Source organism: Haladaptatus sp. R4 (assembly GCF_001625445.1).
Classification (GTDB): domain Archaea; phylum Halobacteriota; class Halobacteria; order Halobacteriales; family Haladaptataceae; genus Haladaptatus.
Genome location: NZ_LWHG01000021.1, coordinates 930,908 through 946,717, shown reverse-complemented (window position 1 = coordinate 946,717; position 15,810 = coordinate 930,908). Strand labels below are relative to the sequence as shown.

The following is a 15,810-nucleotide window of genomic DNA, read 5'->3' as shown; positions in this document are numbered from 1 at the left end:
CATAAACCATCTGTATGTCTGAGGCACAGGCAGTAACCCTCTCCTACGAGGATGGCACGCGCGCGGTCGAACTCGCTCGGGAGGCAGTCAATTCTTACGTGATCAACGGACAACGAGAACAGCCAGGAAGTATGCGAGAAGCGTTCTACGCACGCACTGGCGTATTCGTCCGGCTCGAATCCACCCGTGGTCGTGGAAGCCTACGCGGGTGCGCAGGTGCCTACGACACGAGCGAACAGTTGGGGCACGCGATCGTCGATTCCGCCATCGCGGCGGCGAGCGAGGATTCGTGCGGGTCGGAAATCGAGCCCGCAGAGTTGTCGAATCTCAACATCTCCGTGTTCATCGTCGAGGATACCAAGTTGTCGAACGATCCGGCAAACGAAATTCGACTCGGGCGACACGGGGTCGCCATCGAAGGTCGTGGCGGTGCAGCGTGGATGTATCCGACCCTGCCGGTCGAACACAACTGGAGTACATTCGAGTATCTCGACCGAACGTGTCGCAAGGCTGGTCTCCCGCACGGAGCGTGGGAAGACGACGACGTGACGGTAACACTAGTCGACGGACCGGTGTTCCGCGAGCGCGAACCAGAGGGGAGTATCGAGCGGATTTAAAAGTCGACGGCCGCCGCGTCTTCTTCAGCACGGCGAGCAGCGGCATCGATATCGAACTCCCGGACCAGTTCACCGTCACGAATCAGCGGCTGTAGCAGCTTCTCACCGTCCGCGTCGTGGCGTGCGAGACCGACGTGATGGTCGCCATCGGCCGTGCGATACACCTGTTTTCGTCCGGAGAGCTTACCGCGCTTGGACACCGGTTCGCCATCGACTTCCACGATGTCGAGCGCGAAGTCGACCGGATTCGCGTCGCTGACGTAGCTTCCGACGCCGAAACCGTCCACGATATCGTCGAGATTCCGGAGTTCTGCCGGGCCGAGACCGCCGCTCGCGAAGATATCGACGTCCTCGAAGCCGTGTGAATCGAGTTCCCAGCGAAGTTCCCGCAGGATGTGCTCGAAGTTTCCACGACGCGACCCCGTGGTGTCGATGCGAACGCTGTCGAGGTCGTCGCCGAGCGCGTGCGCCGCGCGAAGCACCTCGTCCTTTTCGTCGGAGAAGGTATCACAGAGCGCGACACGGGGAACGTCCTCGCCGACCGCGGCGTCGAACGCGCGCCACGCGTCCTCCTGGTTGCCGTTCCCGAAACAGATCATCAACGCGTGGGGCATGGTGCCGCCGGGTTCTCGTCCCAGTACCTCACCGGCCGCGACGTGCGAGAACCCGTCCAATCCCGCGACGAGCGCGGAGCGCTCGACAACGGCCGCGATGGACGGATGGACGTGCCGCGCGCCGAAACTCAGGACCGCGGACTCCGGTGCCGCGAGTCGTGCTTCGAGCGCGTTCGTCGCCATTCCCGACGCGTGTGAGAGAAATCCCAACAGCGACGTTTCGTATCGCGCGAAGTCGAGGTAGTCCCCCTCGATGGACATGACCGGTCCGCCGTCGAACAGTCGACCTTCCGCCATCGCGTCCACGTCGATTGGAAGCCCGGTGAGAAGGTGGGCCGCGTCTTTCACGCCGGAGAGGAGTTCGAACTCGCCGGTCGGGAACTGGTCTGCGGTCACTTCGACGACGACGTGCGGGTTCTTCCCGACCGCTTCGAGCGTCGTCTCTGTACGAAGGAAGTAGGCATCCGTCGCGGTTCCGTCGCGGATGGACTCCTCGGAAACCACGTCGAATCGGTCGCTCACGCGAACCTCCTGTCTTGCATATCCGGGGGTATTCCCCGCGAGAGAGAAAAAGGGCCGGATTCGTCGGTGTGAAAAGCGGAATCTGAAATCGCAGTCGATTCGAAGCGCTGTGATACGTCGTTACGGTCTACGATGCAGTGTTGCCGTGAACGTGCGAGAGGTCCGACACCGTGGGCGCGTTCACGATGGTGACGGTGTTGCCGTTCTGCCGGACTTGGAAGGCATCACCGAAGCCCGTGCTGTCTGGCACCGTCCACGTGTTTTGCTTCCCGTCGACCTTCTTCGCGTCGTGGTAGTTGAGCAGTTTCTTGTAGGCGTTCACGAATTGTGTCGCGTCCCGCTTCGAGTCCCACTTCGTCTTGAAGACGTAGCCGGTCTCGTTTTTCGGCTCGTTGGGGTTCGTGTAGACGACGATCTTGTCGCCGTCCCACCCGTCGGTCGGTTTGCTCTCGTAGTTGAGCGGATCGACCGTTTGCAGGCTGTCGCCGTTCTTGTTGAAGAAGTTCCGTGCGGGGATGATCTGTGTGGTTCCCTGACTCTCGTAGTACGGATACATGAACATCGCGAAGATGCCCGTTTCACCGACTTGACCGTAGTTCGGTCGCCCCTGCGGGTTCAGACGCGTCCAGCCATTGCTCGTCGTATCCTGCACCGAGATGTTCGACGGTTCGTCGCTCGGATACTTCTCCGGGTGGATTATCTGTTCGGTGCTGGCGGGCGGGTTCGAGTACAACTGGTTGACACCCTTCCAGCCCGATTGGTTGCGAATGTATCGGATGAACGCGGGACCGTCGCTGTACGGTTGGTATTTGATGAGGTACGGTCCGATGTTGGCGAGATCGCCGCCACTGCTCTGCTCGGTGTCCGAGAAGCACGTCCCCTTCCACTGGTTCTGACAGCGGTTCTGATAGAGGAACTCGATGTTGTTGGCTTCCCCTTCGAGCAGGCCATTGACGGCGTTGGTCCGTTCCCGGGTGGACTTGTTGAACGACGTGATGTCGAAATGCTGGTCCTGAAGCGCGTGCATCAGTTCGTGTGAGAGCGTACTCTCGCTCACTTTCAGGTGTTCGTTATCGTTCGAGACGAGGACGATGGAGTCCTTCGACGGACTGTAGTAGCCACCGACGGACGAACCGGAGTTCGTGTTCTGTACCGCGATGGAGTCCGTCGATTCGTTGATCATGAACAACGATTCGTACTTCGCGTTGTCGAACAACTGCCGGTTTGCGGGAACGGACTGGTTGCTCTGTTGCTTGCGGAACTCCTTTCGCGAAATGATCTTGACGGGGACCTTCTGTGTGAACTCCAGATGGCGGATCTTCTCGTCACGGGCCATCGCCCGATTGACGACCGCTTCGACTTCCGACTGATTGAAGCCGTCGCTCGCGTCAACGGAGAGCGTCTCGTTGTACCAATATCCGTTCTCCCAGCCGAGAACGTCGGATTTCGGGTCCGGCGGGTGAGTCGTTTTGTTCGTGTTCGGTCCGGACACTGCCGTCCCGTCGCTCTGCGATGTGCTCGTCACGTCAGGGCCGCTCTGCGATGTGCTCGTACTCGTATTCGTCCCAGGTGCTTGGGCACACCCCGCGAGAACGAGCATGAGGGCTAGTGCAACTACGGTAAATGTTCGCATTCTCGTGCCTGCAACGTAGGACTGCTATGTAAAAAAGCTCGTGAAAGCGAGGCAAAATAAACCTGACGCGAAACCGTTTCCTGAAAACCGCCCGTAGTTCCCAGTATGAACGTCGATTCCGACTCGACCGCCGTCGTCGTCGTCGATATGCAAAACGGCTTTTGTCATCCGAATGGGAGTCTGTACTCCCCCACAAGCGAGGACGTTATAGACCCGATTCGAGACCTCCTCGCGCGCGCTCGGGACGCAGGTGCGTCCGTCGTGTTCACCCGCGACGTGCACACGCCCGAGCAGTTCGAGGACACTCACTACTACGACGAGTTCGACCGCTGGGGCGAACACGTCCTCGAAGGTTCGTGGGAGGCCGAGGTCGTGGACGACTTCGACGTTCGCGAGGACGACCACGTCGTCACGAAGTACACCTACGACGCCTTCTACCAGACCGACCTCGAAGGCTACCTGAACGCCCACGACATCCACGACTTGCTCATCTGTGGGACGCTGGCGAACGTCTGTGTGCTTCACACTGCCGGAAGCGCCGGACTGCGCGATTTCAAACCCATCATCGTGGAGGATGCGGTCGGCTACATCGAGGAAGGCCATCGGGACTACGCCCTCGAACACGCCGCGTGGCTGTTCGGCGAAGGGGTGGAACTGGACGATATCGAGTTCAAATAGTGACGAAGGTTTTTAAACGAAGATGGGACCAGATTCGTCAGGATGACCGATACCAGAGACTGAAGGACGAATACGAAAACAGCGCGGAGTAAGCCAAAACAGGGACTCGATAGCTCAGCGAATCTCCACCGAAATCGAGTCGCCGACCGAAAAGTCGTGGCCGGGACGGACGAGTTTCGCGCCGAACTGCTCCAGCGAGACGAACAGGGAGAGGCCGGTAATCGGTTCGCCGTTCGCACAAACCCTCACGTCGTCCCACGTCACGGTGCGACCGACGGACCTCCCGACACGAGCGTCGAACAGTGAGACTGGCTCCGGGGCCACTGGTTCCGATTCCGTTTCCACTCGACCTTCCGGTGCGCGGAGCGCACCGCCATCTCGCGGCGTTACCGCTCGATATTCCGGCGTACGGAGTACGCCGCCTCCCTCGTAGTGTGGCAGTCCACCATCCAGTACCACGGCATCGCCGCCGACCACTGCTTCGATGCCCGCGAAGCGCTCGCCGGGGGCGGGATGCACCGGCGAATCGAGGACGACGAACGTGTCCCCGGTCTCGACCACTTGCCCGGTGCCGTCCCACGGAATCGGTTCCACGTCTACCGGAAGGTCGAGCGGGAGCGACCCGGATGCGCGCACGGGGTTCGATCCGAGTTCGCGGAATCCGAGATGAATGTGGTTTGCGACCCACGGCGCGAAAAAACCCGAGCGAACCAACTCACCGAGCGAGTCGCCGACTTCGACCGTGTCTCCCGGTTCGACCGATGGGTCGACGTGCAGGGTGCGCGCGAGGTAGTCGCCGGTATCGATCACGATGAGATGGTCATGCTCCACGGCGTAGGGTTTCGACGGGGCCGTTACCGTCCGGGTTTCGACCACCTCACCAGCGACGGGACTCGGCGCGAGGGGCGTCCGTGGCTCCTCGTTGTCGGGATAGAGGTCGATAGCACAGCCGTCATCGTGTGCGGCGTACGGCGAGTTGTAGATCGAAAATCGAGGATAGCGCGACAGCACGTCAGGGGGAAGCCCGACCATGAACCCAGTTACGAGCGGGAGCGTTTACATACATCGGGTCACAATAGTGGCCCATGCGTGTGCTGCGTGGGCAGGCGGAGACGCGGGATGAGGACCGGCAGGTCACTGCCGCGATGCTCACGGAGACGGCGGACACGGAGGAATCCGCGGTCCGCGTCTGGACGCCACATCGACAGGTCGCGTTCGGGCGGCGGGATACCCGTGCCGAGAAGTACGACGTCGCGAAATCCGTCGCGCGGGCGTGTGGGTTCGAACCTCTCGAACGAAGCGTCGGTGGACGTGCCGTCGCATACACCGGAACGACGGTTGCGTTCGCCAAAACGGTCCCGCTGGCGGACATGCGAACGGGCATGGAAAAGCGGTACGCCGAAATCACGGAGGACCTCCAGCGCGCGTTCTGGCGACTGGGTGTTCCGGCCCAGCGCGGCGAGCCGGAACGGTCGTTCTGTCCGGGCGATTACTCGCTCCAGTGGAAGGGGAAGGTTGCCGGCGTGGCACAACGGGTTCGAACCGGCGCGGCGCTCGTTTCCGGCGTCGTCATCGTAGACGACCACGGTGAAATCGCGGGCGTCTTGGACCCGATTTATTCCGCCCTCGACGTCCCGTTCAATCCCGATTCGGTCGGGAGTATCGCCAAGGTGGACGGTGATAGCGACCCGAAGCGCGTCGTCGAGATAATCGAGGAGATGTTGGTCGGTGGCGCGGACGTGACGGTCGAACACGTTGACCGAGGGATTTAGGGCGATTCCCGGAACAGTGGCGAGTATGCTCACAATCCGGAACGCGACGCTACCTTCTGGGAGTAGACGAGACGTTCGTATCGACACAGACGCCGGGAGGATATCGGCCGTCGGCTCTTCGCTCACGGAGTCCGGCGAGGTGGTCGATGCGACTGGAAAACTGTTGTTACCCGGCGCTATCGACGCTCACGTCCACTTCCGACAGCCCGGCTTTTCACACAAGGAGACGTGGGAGACCGGTAGCAAGAGCGCTGCTGCGGGTGGCGTGACGACGGTCGTGGACCAACCGAACACCAACCCACCGACGGTCGATGCGACGTCGTTCGACGAGAAAGCCGAACTCGCGGCCGAATCCTACGTCGATTACGGCATCAACGGGGGTGTCACACCCGACTGGAATCCGGACGAACTGTTCGAGAAGCCGATTCTCGCGCTCGGCGAGGTGTTTCTGGCGGATTCGACCGGGAAGATGGGTATCGAGGAGGACCTGTTTCGGGTGGCGGTGGAGCGAGCGACGGACGAGTACATCGTCGTGACGGTGCACGCCGAGAACGCCGACCTGTTCGACTCGGACGCGAAATCTCGCGACGACGCGGACGCGTGGAGCGCCTACCGAACCGCGGAAGCCGAGGCCGACGCCGTCGAACGGGCGTGTAAAATCGGGAACGACCTCGACGCGCGACTGCACATCGCCCACACCAGCACGCCGGAGGGAATCGACGCGGCGAAGGACGCGGGTGCGACCTGCGAGGTGACGCCGCATCACATGTTACTCTCGCGCGACCACCTCGACGAACTCGGGACGTTCGGGCGGATGAATCCCCCGCTCCGGAGCGAAGAGCGCCGCGAGGAAGTCTTCGCACGCGTGGCGAACGGGACGGTGGATATGATCGCGACCGACCACGCACCCCACACGCGCGAGGAGAAGGACGCCGGAATCTGGGACGCACCGAGCGGCGTACCAGGCGTCGAGACGATGCTCCCGCTCCTGTTGGAGCAAGCACGCAAAGGGAATCTCAGCTACGAACGCGTCGCCGACCTCACGGCTCGAAACCCGTCGAAGGTGTTCGGACTGCCGCGAAAGGGCCGAATCGAGGAGGGTCGGATGGCCGACCTCGTCTTCGTCGACCCCGATGAATCCCGCGAGATTCGAGCGGACGACCTCCATACCAACTGCGACTGGACGCCGTTCGAAGGGTGGAAGGGTGTGTTCCCCGAGACGACGATGGTTCGCGGCCACATCGTCTTCGAGGATGGCGAGTTCGGCGAGCAAATCGGGGAAAACGTTCGAGCATAGACCCCGAAATTATCCGTCGTGGGGGTGTAGCGTGTAGCAACCCTATGCAAGCAGTCGTCCTCGCCGCCGGAAAAGGAACCCGTCTTCGGCCACTCACCGACGAGAAACCGAAAGCGCTGGTCGAGGTAGCCGGAAAACCGATCCTGACTCGCTGTTTCGAGAACGCCCTCGAACTCGACGCGGAGGAGTTGGTCGTCGTCGTCGGATACGAAGGGAAACGGATTCGGAAACGATACGGGGCGTCGTTCTCCGGCGTCCCGATAACGTACGTCCGACAGGACGAGCAGTTGGGGATGGCACACGCGCTGTTGCAGGCCGAACCGTACGTCGAAGGGGATTTCATGTGTTTCGACGGCGACTGTGTGATCCGCGCGGACCTCGAACCGCTGGTCACACGACAGCGCGAAGTGGGAGTGGATGCAGTACAACAGGTCGAAGAAGTCCCGACTGAGGCGGCGCGCGTGAAGGCTATTTGTGACGTGACGGACGGCGGTGAGTTACTCGGAATCGAAAAGGAACCCGACGACCCGCCCGAACCGAGCCTCATCGCGGTGGGATTCGCGGTTTACAGTCCCTCGATCTTCGAGGCGTGTGCCGAGACCGAGTTGTCGGTGCGCGGCGAATACGAACTCGCGGAGTCCATCGAGCGGTTCGTCGCCGAGAATACGATGCTGGTGGGGCAAACCGACGGATGGACGGTAAACGTCAACACGCCCGCGGAGCGGGACGACGCGGAGCAACGGCTTGCCGGTAATCGGTGATCGAAAACTGGTAATTGGTGATCGGTGATCGGCGAGCGTTGGACCGTGGAGCCACCAAGGTTAGGCACTCTCGCGACGATAGTCAGCGCGATATGCCGGGGGAGAACACGGTCGAGATACCCATCGATTCCGTTCGCCTCGACGGGTTTCTCGACGTTCCGGAGGGTTCGACGGGAGTCGTGGTGTTCGCACACGGGAGCGGGAGTAGTCGGCACAGCCCACGAAACAACTTCGTCGCGGATCGACTCCACGAGTTCGGCCTCGGGACGCTCCTGTTCGACTTGCTCACCGAAGCGGAGGACGAGACGTACGCGAATCGGTTCGACATTGGATTACTGACCGACCGCCTCGTCGCGGCGACGAAGTGGCTCGAAGACGAGCGGGGAATCGCGGAGCGTCGTGTCGGGTACTTCGGATCGAGTACGGGTGCGGCCGCTGCACTGCGTGCCGCCGCACGCCGTCCGGACATCGGAGCGACGGTCTCGCGCGGCGGGCGCGTGGACCTCGCGATGAACGCTCTCGCCGATGTGACCGCCCCGTCGCTGTTCGTCGTCGGCGGACGGGACACCGACGTCCTCGAACTGAATCGGGAAGCGTACGACGAGTTGGGCTGTGAAAAGCGATTGGAGGTCGTCGATGGGGCGGGGCACCTGTTCGAGGAACCGGGAACGCTGGAGGCAGTTGCCACCGTCGCCGGTGAGTGGTTCGCGTCGAAACTCGTCGAGCCTTAAGGAAGGAAGAAGGGAACCAATGCGAGAAGCAATCCGGCGAGGACACAGAGCAACCCGTAGGTCTGATACCGCGCGACACCGAACTCGCCGAGTTCGCCGGTCGATGCGACCGCAACTGATTGTCTGATCCCAAACACTTCCTGCGGCTTTGTCGTGACGACGACGCCGAATAGGGCGAATAAGACGCCCACAAACAGTGTTTCGAAGACGACCATATACTCCATAACAATGATATAATAAAAAATGTTGCGGCTCAGTGTGCCGCACGCAAGACGGTCGTCATAACGACGACGCCGAGCATGCCGCCAGCGCCGAAACTTCCGATGGCCGTCATGGCTCGGCGGGACCCCGCCTCCGTCCAGTTCGAATTCGTATCGAGGTGTTCCTGCACATTTTCGATTGCGGACCCAGCGAACACCGAACCCGACCAGCCGAGGATGGCGAACCCGAACGCGAGTGTAGTGACCGCGAACGTCTTCCGACTGGCGAACGAGACCGTCTCTCCATTAGCGACGACGAGGAGCATGGCAGCACTGCTGAGGACAATGCCAAAAAGTCCGAATCGAACGATGAGACGGAGTCGCGGGCGCAGATAACCGGCGAAATCCATCAGTCGACCGCTTCGCGCATCCGGGGGTCGAGCGCGTCGCGCATCCCGTCACCGAGGAGGTTGAAGCCCAGCACCGTGACCGCGAGGAAGAGGCCGGGGAAGAACGACCACCACCACGCACTCGGAATGCTGAACAGGCCGTGCTTGACGCCGTTCGAGAGCATCAGTCCCCACGACGGGGTACCCGGAGCGCCACCGAATCCGAGGAACGATAGCGCCGCGAGGTCGAGGATTGCGAGGCCGAAGTTGAGCGTGCTCTGCACCGTGATCGGCGCGAGGCAGTTCGGCAGAACGTGGCGGACCAGCACGCGGGCGTTCTGTGCCCCCAACGCCACCGTCGCATCGATGTACTCGTCTTCGAGCACTTTCAGGGCCGCTCCGCGGACGACGCGGGCGAATCGCGGCGTGTAGACGAGGGTCAGTGCGGCGACTGCGCGCCACAAGCCCCATTCATTGGGGAAAATCGCGACCAACGCGAGCGACAGCAGGAGCGATGGGAACGCCAACAGCACGTCCATCGTCCGCATGATGATGTTGTCGGTGAGGTCGCTGTAGTAGGCCGCGACGATGCCGAGACCGACACCGAGCGTCGTGGAGGCGACGACCGTTACCGTTCCGAACAGCATGGCGTACCACGCCCCGTAGAGGACGCGCGGGAAGATGTCCCGTCCCAGTTGGGTCGTTCCGAAGGGATACTTCGCGCTCGGTGGGTGCATGCTCGGTATCACCCCGATCTGTGTCTGTTTGATGGTATCGAGATCGATGGTAAATCTCGCGTAAATCGCCACTACGAGCATGAAGACGATGATGGCGAGTCCGGTGACGGCGAGGCGATTCGACAGGAGTTCGGAGAGGAACGGCGACGCCCGTAGGCGTTCGAAAAAGCCACGGGAAACCGTTTCGCTGTTTTCTGTTTGTGTGCTCATTGTTGGATCCTCGGGTCGAGATAGGAGTAGGTGATGTCGACGAACAGGTTGACGAGGGTGAACAGGAGCGCGAAGGTCAGCACGGTTCCCTGTACAACCGGGAAGTCACCGACTTCGATCGCGTTCACGAGCAGCGTTCCGATACCCGTAATCCCGAAGACGGTTTCGGTCAGCACTGCGCCGCCGAGCAGGGTACCGAACTGGATACCGATGACGGTGATGACCGGAATCAACGCGTTTCGGAAGCCGTGTTTCAGCATCGTGATCTTGGTTCCCTGCCCCTTCGCGCGGGCGGTTCGGATGTAGTCCTGCCGGACGACCTCCAGCATGGACGACCGCATCATGCGCGAGATGAGCGCCATCGAGTAGATACCGATGACGAGCGCGGGCAAGAACAGGTGCATCACGGCCGATTGGAACGCCGCGAGGTTACCGCTCAACAACGTATCGACGGTGATGAGGCCGGTGACAAGCGGAATGCTGAACTGTGATGCGATGCGCTGGCTCGGCGGGAACAGATGGAGAATCTGGGCGAACAACAGAATGATGAGCGGTCCGCTCCAGTAAATCGGGACGCTGATGCCGGTCAGCGCACCGAGGCGGGTGAGGTGGTCGGTCGCGGAGTCCTGCTTGATGGCCGAAATCACGCCGAGCGGGATTCCGAACAGGATGCCGAATATCTGCCCGTAAATCGCTAGCTCGACGGTAACGGGAAGCTTGTGCAGGAGGATGTTCGTGACCGGAACACCCTTTTGAATCTGGTAGGACTTTCCGAGATTGAGGTGAAGCGCCTTCCACAGGAAATCGAGGTACTGGACCCAAATCGGTTGGTCCAGTCCCATCTGGTGGCGAACTTGCTCGACGAACGCCTTCGACGCCCGTTGACCGGCAACCACCTTCGCGGGATCACCCGGTGACAGTTGCAGAATGGCGAAGACGAACGTCGCCACCCCGAGTAGCACGGGAACGAGTAGCAACAGTCGCTTGACAACAAACCGCTTGGATATCATCTACACCAAGGTCAATTTTGCGGGGTCAAAAAATGCTCGTTACTACAATCAGTCAGTTGAGTTTCACGAGACGGAGGAACGGACCGCTGATGGGTGCGAGTTCGAACCCGCTGACCCTGTTGTGAACGCCACGGAGGTCCTTCGCGTGGTCCATGAACACCCACGGCGCTTCGTCGTGTGCGAGTTTGCCCGCCTTCTTGTACTTCTTCTTCCGCGTCGCGTTGTCGTAGGTCACTTGCGCGTCCTCGACGAGCTTCATGAAGTCCGTGTTCGCCCATCCGGCCACGTTGAGCGTGTTGAAGTTCTCCGCGTCGAAGCTGACCCAGTCCTGTCCCTTCGGAACCTTGTCGATGGAGACGCCGGGGTGGAGCAGCGCGTAGTAGAAGTTGTCCGGGTCGGCGTTGTCCGTCATCCAGCCGAGGAAACACGCGTCGTGCTTTCCGCTACTGGTGTAATCGAGGAACGGATCGAACGCCTGCTGGTGGATGGTCACCTCGATACCGACTTGGTGGAGGTTCGATTTGACCGTCTGGGCGGCCTGAATCGGACTCGGGTTGTACGTCCGCGGGTTCTTGAACGTCGCCAACTCGAACGAGAAACCGTCGCCGTAGCCCGCTTCCTTCAGCAACTTCTTCGCCTTCTCCGGGTTGTGCTCGTACGGGCTGATGCTGTCGTTGTAGCCCATGACGCTTTCCGGAATCGGCTGGTTCGCCTCCTTTGCGATACCATCGAAGATGGTGTTGACGATGGCCTTCGTGTTGATGGCGTAGCTGATGGCCTGCCGGACCTTCTTCTTCCGGAACGGCTTCACCTTCGCCATGTTGAACGCCATGTAGCCGACGTTGATACCGGCGGCCGAGACGAGTTCCGCGTTGCCGGACTGCTTGACCTGCTTGGACGACTGTGCGCCGAGTCCGTCGATGATGTCGGCGTTGCCAGTGTCGAGCGTCTGGGCGCGCGAGGTGTTGCTCCCGACGACCGTGAAGACGACTTCGTCCACGTAGGGACCATCGCCCCAGTAATCGTCGTTCTTTTCGAGGCGGATTCGGTTGTTGTTCGTGTCCCAGTTTTTGAATTTGAACGGCCCGGTGCCGACAGGGTCCGATTTGAGGTCCTTGCCCTTCTCCTCGATCGCTTTCTTGGAGTGAACCGCCGAGACGAACATGGCGAGGTTCGGCAGGATCGGCGCGTACTTCTTCTCCAAGGTGATCTCCAACTCGTTGTCGCTCTTCGCTTTCACGTCCTCGATGACGCCGAGCGTGTACGGACCGTACGAGGAGGCGTACTTCTTGCCGGGGTAGTACTTGTAATCCGTATCCACGAACCGTCGGTAGGAGGCGACGAAGTCGTCCGCGGTGAACGTCTCTCCGTTGTGGAACTTGACGTTCTTCCGGAGGTCGAGCGTGACCGTCTTGCCGTCGACCTTCCAGTTCGTCGCGAGCCCTTCGGTGAGGGAGGTCTTTCCGGGTTTGAACGCGATGAGCGTGTCGTAAATCTGGTTCGTCACCTTCGCGGCTTCACCGCTCGTCGTGTTCTGGAAGTCGAGCGACCCCGAACCGCTACCGCGGGTGTAGGTCAGCGTGCCGCTCTTGTCGCCGCCGTTTCCGTTATCGGTGTTGTCTCCGCCACCGTTACCATCGCTCGTCGAACTGTCGTCGTCGCCCGTGTTACCGCCGATACAACCAGCGAGCGTCGCTGCTGCCGCGGCACCACCAGCAGCTTTGAGGAAATTACGTCTGTCAGTCAATCTGTCGCGTGACGCCATACGCCAGTGTGGTCACATGTTGTATATAAACATACCGGACCAATAGTATTCAGAACGGGAAAGAAATGAAAGAAACAGTCGAACAGCGCCAACAATTAGCCACATTTCCGCACATAAAGTTTGGATTCTTAAATAGAACACCGTTTTTCATTAGGAAAAACGACGTTCCGGGATGGTTCGGCGACGAATCTGGCGGCATCGTCGTCTATGCTCCTTCGACGCGTGGTATTGCACACGCGTGTTTCGAGATGGTGAATAAAGGAACTCGATGAACAGAAATGTCGAATCGACTACTACGGTTGGTCGTAGAGGTGACAGGCCGACGGGTGGGTCGTGTCCTGAAGCACCGGATTCTGCTGCTCGCAGATGCTCGCAAACTGTTCGCGCAGGAGTGACTCCGCCGATTCCCAATCGCCATCGGCGAGATGGTCGAACGATTCGGCAACGACCTCACGCGGTTCGCCCGTCGGTTCCGTCTCGAACAACCTGTCCCAGAGAACGGCGTGGAACGAATCGTCCACAGGCTGTCGGCCCATCGGTTCGTCCGTCGAAGCGGGAGATTCCACGTCCGCCGTGGACTGGGCGTCCGCCCGCTTTTCACCGCCGTCGGTCGCGGCTTGTGTCGGGGCCCCTCCCTCCGCCGCCTGCTCGTGAATCGAATCGAGGTTGATGGCGCGGTTTTCGACTCGCTCGCGGTAGTTCATCACTTCGCGGTACGCCTGCTGGTCGATGTCCATTCCCTCCGGTGGGATAATCTGCGGACAGCGCGTCCGGAAGTGACAGCCGCTCGGCGGGTCGATGGGCGACGGAACGTCGCCCTTGAGGATGACGCGGTCGTCGGTGTCCGCTCTCGGGTCGGGTTCCGGAATCGCCGAGAGTAACGCCTGCGTGTAGGGGTGTTTCGGATCGGCAAACAGTTCGTCCGTGTCCGCTATCTCCACGATTTCGCCGAGGTACATCACGGCGATACGGTCGGAGATGTGCCGAACCACGGAGAGGTCGTGCGCGATGAACAGGAACGTCAGGCCGAACTCGTCCTGCAGGTCTTCGAGCAGGTTGATGATCTGGGCCTGCACGGAGACGTCCAGCGCCGAGACCGGTTCGTCGGCGACGATGAAGTCCGGGTCCACCGCGAGCGCGCGGGCGATGCCGACACGCTGGCGCTGGCCGCCGGAAATCTCGTGCGGGTACCGGTCGCGCTGACTGGGGTCGAGGCCGACGTTCTCCATCAGTTCCTCCACGCGTTCCCGTCGGTTCTCCTTCGCCAATCCGTGGATCTTGAGCGGTTCCGCGATGATACTCCCGATGGACATCCGGGGGTCCAGACTGGACAGCGGGTCCTGGAAGATCATCTGGACGTCCTTGCGCCGATCGCGCATCTCGTCGCCGTCCAAGCCGCCGAGGTCCGTTCCGGCGAAGACGACTCGCCCGTCGGTCAGGTCTTCGAGCCGGAGCAGCGACCGCCCGGCGGTCGATTTGCCACAGCCGGACTCGCCAACCAACCCCACGGTCTCGCCCTCGTAGATGTCGAACGAGATGCCATCGACCGCTTTCACGCTGTCGTCGCCGTCCGAGAGCCACTTGTCGAGGAAGTCGTCCGCGCGCGAGTAGTGCTTCTTCAGTTGATCGACTTCGACCAGCGTGTCGCCGATTTCGTGGTCACTGGTCGTGAGACTCTCCTGTTCCTGGATGTACTCCGTTTTGTCGAACGATTCGAGGACGCACTTGGCGCGGTGGTCCAGGTCCTCCGGACCGTGTTGGAGGTTCGGAATTTCACCCTGCGTACATTCGGGTTGCGCCCACGGACAGCGGTCGGCGAAGTGACACCCCTGCGGCATGTCGATGAGGTCGGGAACGTTCCCCTCGATGGGAGTCAGCCGTTCCTTGTCCTCGCGCGGGACGGATTCGAGGAGCGCGTAGGTGTACGGGTGGCTCGGGTTGTGGAAAATCTCGTCCACGGGACCGACTTCCACGAGGTCGCCCGCGTACATCACCGCGACGCGGTCACAGGTCTCGGCGACGACGCCGAGGTCGTGGGTGATCATGAAGACGGACATGCCCAACTCGTCCTGCAGGTCGTTGATGAGGTCGAGAATCTGGGCCTGAATCGTCACGTCCAGTGCGGTCGTCGGCTCGTCCGCGATGAGCAGTTTCGGCTTGCACGCGAGCGCGATGGCGATGAGGACGCGCTGGCGCATCCCGCCCGAGAACTCGTGTGGGTACTCCTCCACGCGGGATTCCGGTTCCGGAATCCCCACCTCTTCGAGGATGTCGATGGTGTCTTCGAGGAGTTCGCCGTCGATTTCGTCGTTGCCGAGTTTCGGGGCGATTTCCCGCACCGCGTTCCACCAGCTATCCTTTCGCTGGCCGCCGTACTGGTGGAGTCGAAGGCTTTCGGCCACCTGCTCGCCGACGGTCAGTGCCGGGTTGAGCGAGGTCATGGGGTCCTGGAAGATCATCCCCATCTCGCTGCCGCGGATGTCCCGCATGACGGATTCGGGCGCGGCCATGATGTCGATGTAGCCCTCGTCGGGGAACACGAACTCCCCGACGCCGCTCGGATATTTCTCGGCGAACGTTTCGGCGACTTCGGCGTGTTGGAATTCGATATCACCCGAGACGACTTCACCCGGGTCGTCGATGAGTTGCATCGCCGAGAGCGCGGTAACACTCTTTCCGGACCCTGATTCGCCGACGAGTCCGATCGTTTCGCCTCGCGGATATTCAGTTCGAAGTCGTCCACCGCTTCGACAGTTCCCCGCTCGGTGTGGAACTGCGTTTTGAGATTCGAGATGGACAGTAGATCGCTCACGATTACGCGGCTATGGTGGTCGCGCGAGCAAAAATCGTTCGGTTGAATATAGCATACGACAC

The 15,810-nt window shown here is 61.0% G+C and carries 14 protein-coding genes and 1 pseudogene; 6 read left to right on the top strand and 9 right to left on the bottom strand.

The window, feature by feature from the left end; all coding sequences use genetic code 11:
* Window positions 1–14: 14 nt before the first annotated feature.
* On the top strand, window positions 15–617 hold the full coding sequence (locus tag A4G99_RS14470; RefSeq protein ID WP_066144926.1) for a TIGR00296 family protein: 603 nt from the start codon (window positions 15–17) through the stop codon (window positions 615–617).
* Here A4G99_RS14470 and A4G99_RS14465 read toward each other — a convergent pair.
* Window positions 614–1,753: a nicotinate phosphoribosyltransferase gene (locus A4G99_RS14465; protein WP_066144924.1), complete on the bottom strand. Its 1,140-nt coding sequence runs from the start codon at window positions 1,751–1,753 to the stop codon at window positions 614–616. The genes A4G99_RS14470 and A4G99_RS14465 overlap by 4 nt on opposite strands.
* Before the next feature lie 127 nt (window positions 1,754–1,880).
* Window positions 1,881–3,278 carry an Hvo_1808 family surface protein gene (locus A4G99_RS14460; protein ID WP_223301885.1) on the bottom strand — a complete coding sequence of 466 codons (1,398 nt, stop codon included), beginning with the start codon at window positions 3,276–3,278 and terminating at the stop codon, window positions 1,881–1,883.
* A gap of 213 nt (window positions 3,279–3,491) precedes the next feature.
* Between A4G99_RS14460 and A4G99_RS14455 the strand changes: the two genes are divergently transcribed.
* On the top strand, window positions 3,492–4,064 hold the full coding sequence (locus A4G99_RS14455) for a cysteine hydrolase family protein (RefSeq protein WP_066144920.1): 573 nt from the start codon (window positions 3,492–3,494) through the stop codon (window positions 4,062–4,064).
* Window positions 4,065–4,178: 114 nt separating this feature from the next.
* Here A4G99_RS14455 and A4G99_RS14450 read toward each other — a convergent pair whose 3' ends face one another.
* The gene (locus A4G99_RS14450) at window positions 4,179–5,096 is read right to left on the bottom strand and encodes a hypothetical protein (RefSeq protein ID WP_066144919.1); all 918 of its coding nucleotides are present in this window, start codon (window positions 5,094–5,096) and stop codon (window positions 4,179–4,181) included.
* A 53-nt stretch (window positions 5,097–5,149) separates the two neighbouring features.
* Here A4G99_RS14450 and A4G99_RS14445 point away from each other — a divergent pair, with 53 nt between their 5' ends.
* The 4 genes from A4G99_RS14445 (at window position 5,150) to A4G99_RS14430 (ending at window position 8,625) form a co-directional block, all read left to right on the top strand.
* Window positions 5,150–5,836, top strand: coding sequence for a lipoate--protein ligase family protein (locus A4G99_RS14445; RefSeq protein ID WP_066144918.1), 687 nt, complete (start codon window positions 5,150–5,152; stop codon window positions 5,834–5,836).
* 25 nt (window positions 5,837–5,861) lie between these two features.
* Window positions 5,862–7,133, top strand: a complete 1,272-nt coding sequence (locus A4G99_RS14440) for a dihydroorotase (protein WP_066144916.1) — start codon at window positions 5,862–5,864, stop codon at window positions 7,131–7,133.
* Between the two features lie 44 nt (window positions 7,134–7,177).
* A complete protein-coding gene (locus A4G99_RS14435) occupies window positions 7,178–7,894 on the top strand; it encodes a sugar phosphate nucleotidyltransferase (RefSeq protein ID WP_066144914.1) in 717 nt (238 codons plus the stop codon).
* Window positions 7,895–7,986: 92 nt separating this feature from the next.
* Window positions 7,987–8,625 (top strand): dienelactone hydrolase family protein, encoded by a 639-nt coding sequence (locus A4G99_RS14430; protein WP_066144912.1) that lies wholly within the window; start codon window positions 7,987–7,989, stop codon window positions 8,623–8,625.
* On the opposite strand, the gene A4G99_RS14425 is transcribed toward A4G99_RS14430, so the two are convergent.
* The 6 genes and pseudogenes from A4G99_RS14425 to A4G99_RS29280 all read right to left on the bottom strand — a co-directional run bounded on the left by A4G99_RS14425 (window position 8,622) and on the right by A4G99_RS29280 (window position 15,748).
* The gene (locus tag A4G99_RS14425; RefSeq protein ID WP_223301884.1) at window positions 8,622–8,840 is read right to left on the bottom strand and encodes a hypothetical protein; all 219 of its coding nucleotides are present in this window, start codon (window positions 8,838–8,840) and stop codon (window positions 8,622–8,624) included. The genes A4G99_RS14430 and A4G99_RS14425 overlap by 4 nt on opposite strands.
* A gap of 38 nt (window positions 8,841–8,878) precedes the next feature.
* Entirely contained in the window at window positions 8,879–9,235 is a 357-nt protein-coding gene (locus A4G99_RS14420; protein ID WP_066144911.1) for a hypothetical protein, read from the bottom strand.
* Window positions 9,235–10,161: an ABC transporter permease gene (locus A4G99_RS14415; RefSeq protein ID WP_066144909.1), complete on the bottom strand. Its 927-nt coding sequence runs from the start codon at window positions 10,159–10,161 to the stop codon at window positions 9,235–9,237. The genes A4G99_RS14420 and A4G99_RS14415 overlap by 1 nt, the downstream gene beginning before the upstream one ends.
* Window positions 10,158–11,171: an ABC transporter permease gene (locus A4G99_RS14410; RefSeq protein ID WP_066144907.1), complete on the bottom strand. Its 1,014-nt coding sequence runs from the start codon at window positions 11,169–11,171 to the stop codon at window positions 10,158–10,160. The genes A4G99_RS14415 and A4G99_RS14410 overlap by 4 nt, the downstream gene beginning before the upstream one ends.
* Before the next feature lie 52 nt (window positions 11,172–11,223).
* A complete protein-coding gene (locus tag A4G99_RS14405) occupies window positions 11,224–12,936 on the bottom strand; it encodes an ABC transporter substrate-binding protein (protein ID WP_066144905.1) in 1,713 nt (570 codons plus the stop codon).
* A gap of 293 nt (window positions 12,937–13,229) precedes the next feature.
* Window positions 13,230–15,748, bottom strand: a pseudogene (locus A4G99_RS29280) (dipeptide ABC transporter ATP-binding protein).
* Window positions 15,749–15,810 lie beyond the last annotated feature (62 nt).

Coding starts and splice junctions, on each gene's coding strand:
- A4G99_RS14470 (WP_066144926.1), top strand. CDS start 15: ATGTCTGAGGCACAGGCAGTAACCCTCTCCTACGAGGATGGCACGCGC.
- A4G99_RS14455 (WP_066144920.1), top strand. CDS start 3,492: ATGAACGTCGATTCCGACTCGACCGCCGTCGTCGTCGTCGATATGCAA.
- A4G99_RS14450 (WP_066144919.1), bottom strand. CDS start 5,096: ATGGTCGGGCTTCCCCCTGACGTGCTGTCGCGCTATCCTCGATTTTCG.
- A4G99_RS14445 (WP_066144918.1), top strand. CDS start 5,150: ATGCGTGTGCTGCGTGGGCAGGCGGAGACGCGGGATGAGGACCGGCAG.
- A4G99_RS14440 (WP_066144916.1), top strand. CDS start 5,862: ATGCTCACAATCCGGAACGCGACGCTACCTTCTGGGAGTAGACGAGAC.
- A4G99_RS14435 (WP_066144914.1), top strand. CDS start 7,178: ATGCAAGCAGTCGTCCTCGCCGCCGGAAAAGGAACCCGTCTTCGGCCA.
- A4G99_RS14430 (WP_066144912.1), top strand. CDS start 7,987: ATGCCGGGGGAGAACACGGTCGAGATACCCATCGATTCCGTTCGCCTC.
- A4G99_RS14425 (WP_223301884.1), bottom strand. CDS start 8,840: ATGGTCGTCTTCGAAACACTGTTTGTGGGCGTCTTATTCGCCCTATTC.
- A4G99_RS14420 (WP_066144911.1), bottom strand. CDS start 9,235: ATGGATTTCGCCGGTTATCTGCGCCCGCGACTCCGTCTCATCGTTCGA.
- A4G99_RS14415 (WP_066144909.1), bottom strand. CDS start 10,161: ATGAGCACACAAACAGAAAACAGCGAAACGGTTTCCCGTGGCTTTTTC.
- A4G99_RS14410 (WP_066144907.1), bottom strand. CDS start 11,171: ATGATATCCAAGCGGTTTGTTGTCAAGCGACTGTTGCTACTCGTTCCC.
- A4G99_RS14405 (WP_066144905.1), bottom strand. CDS start 12,936: ATGGCGTCACGCGACAGATTGACTGACAGACGTAATTTCCTCAAAGCT.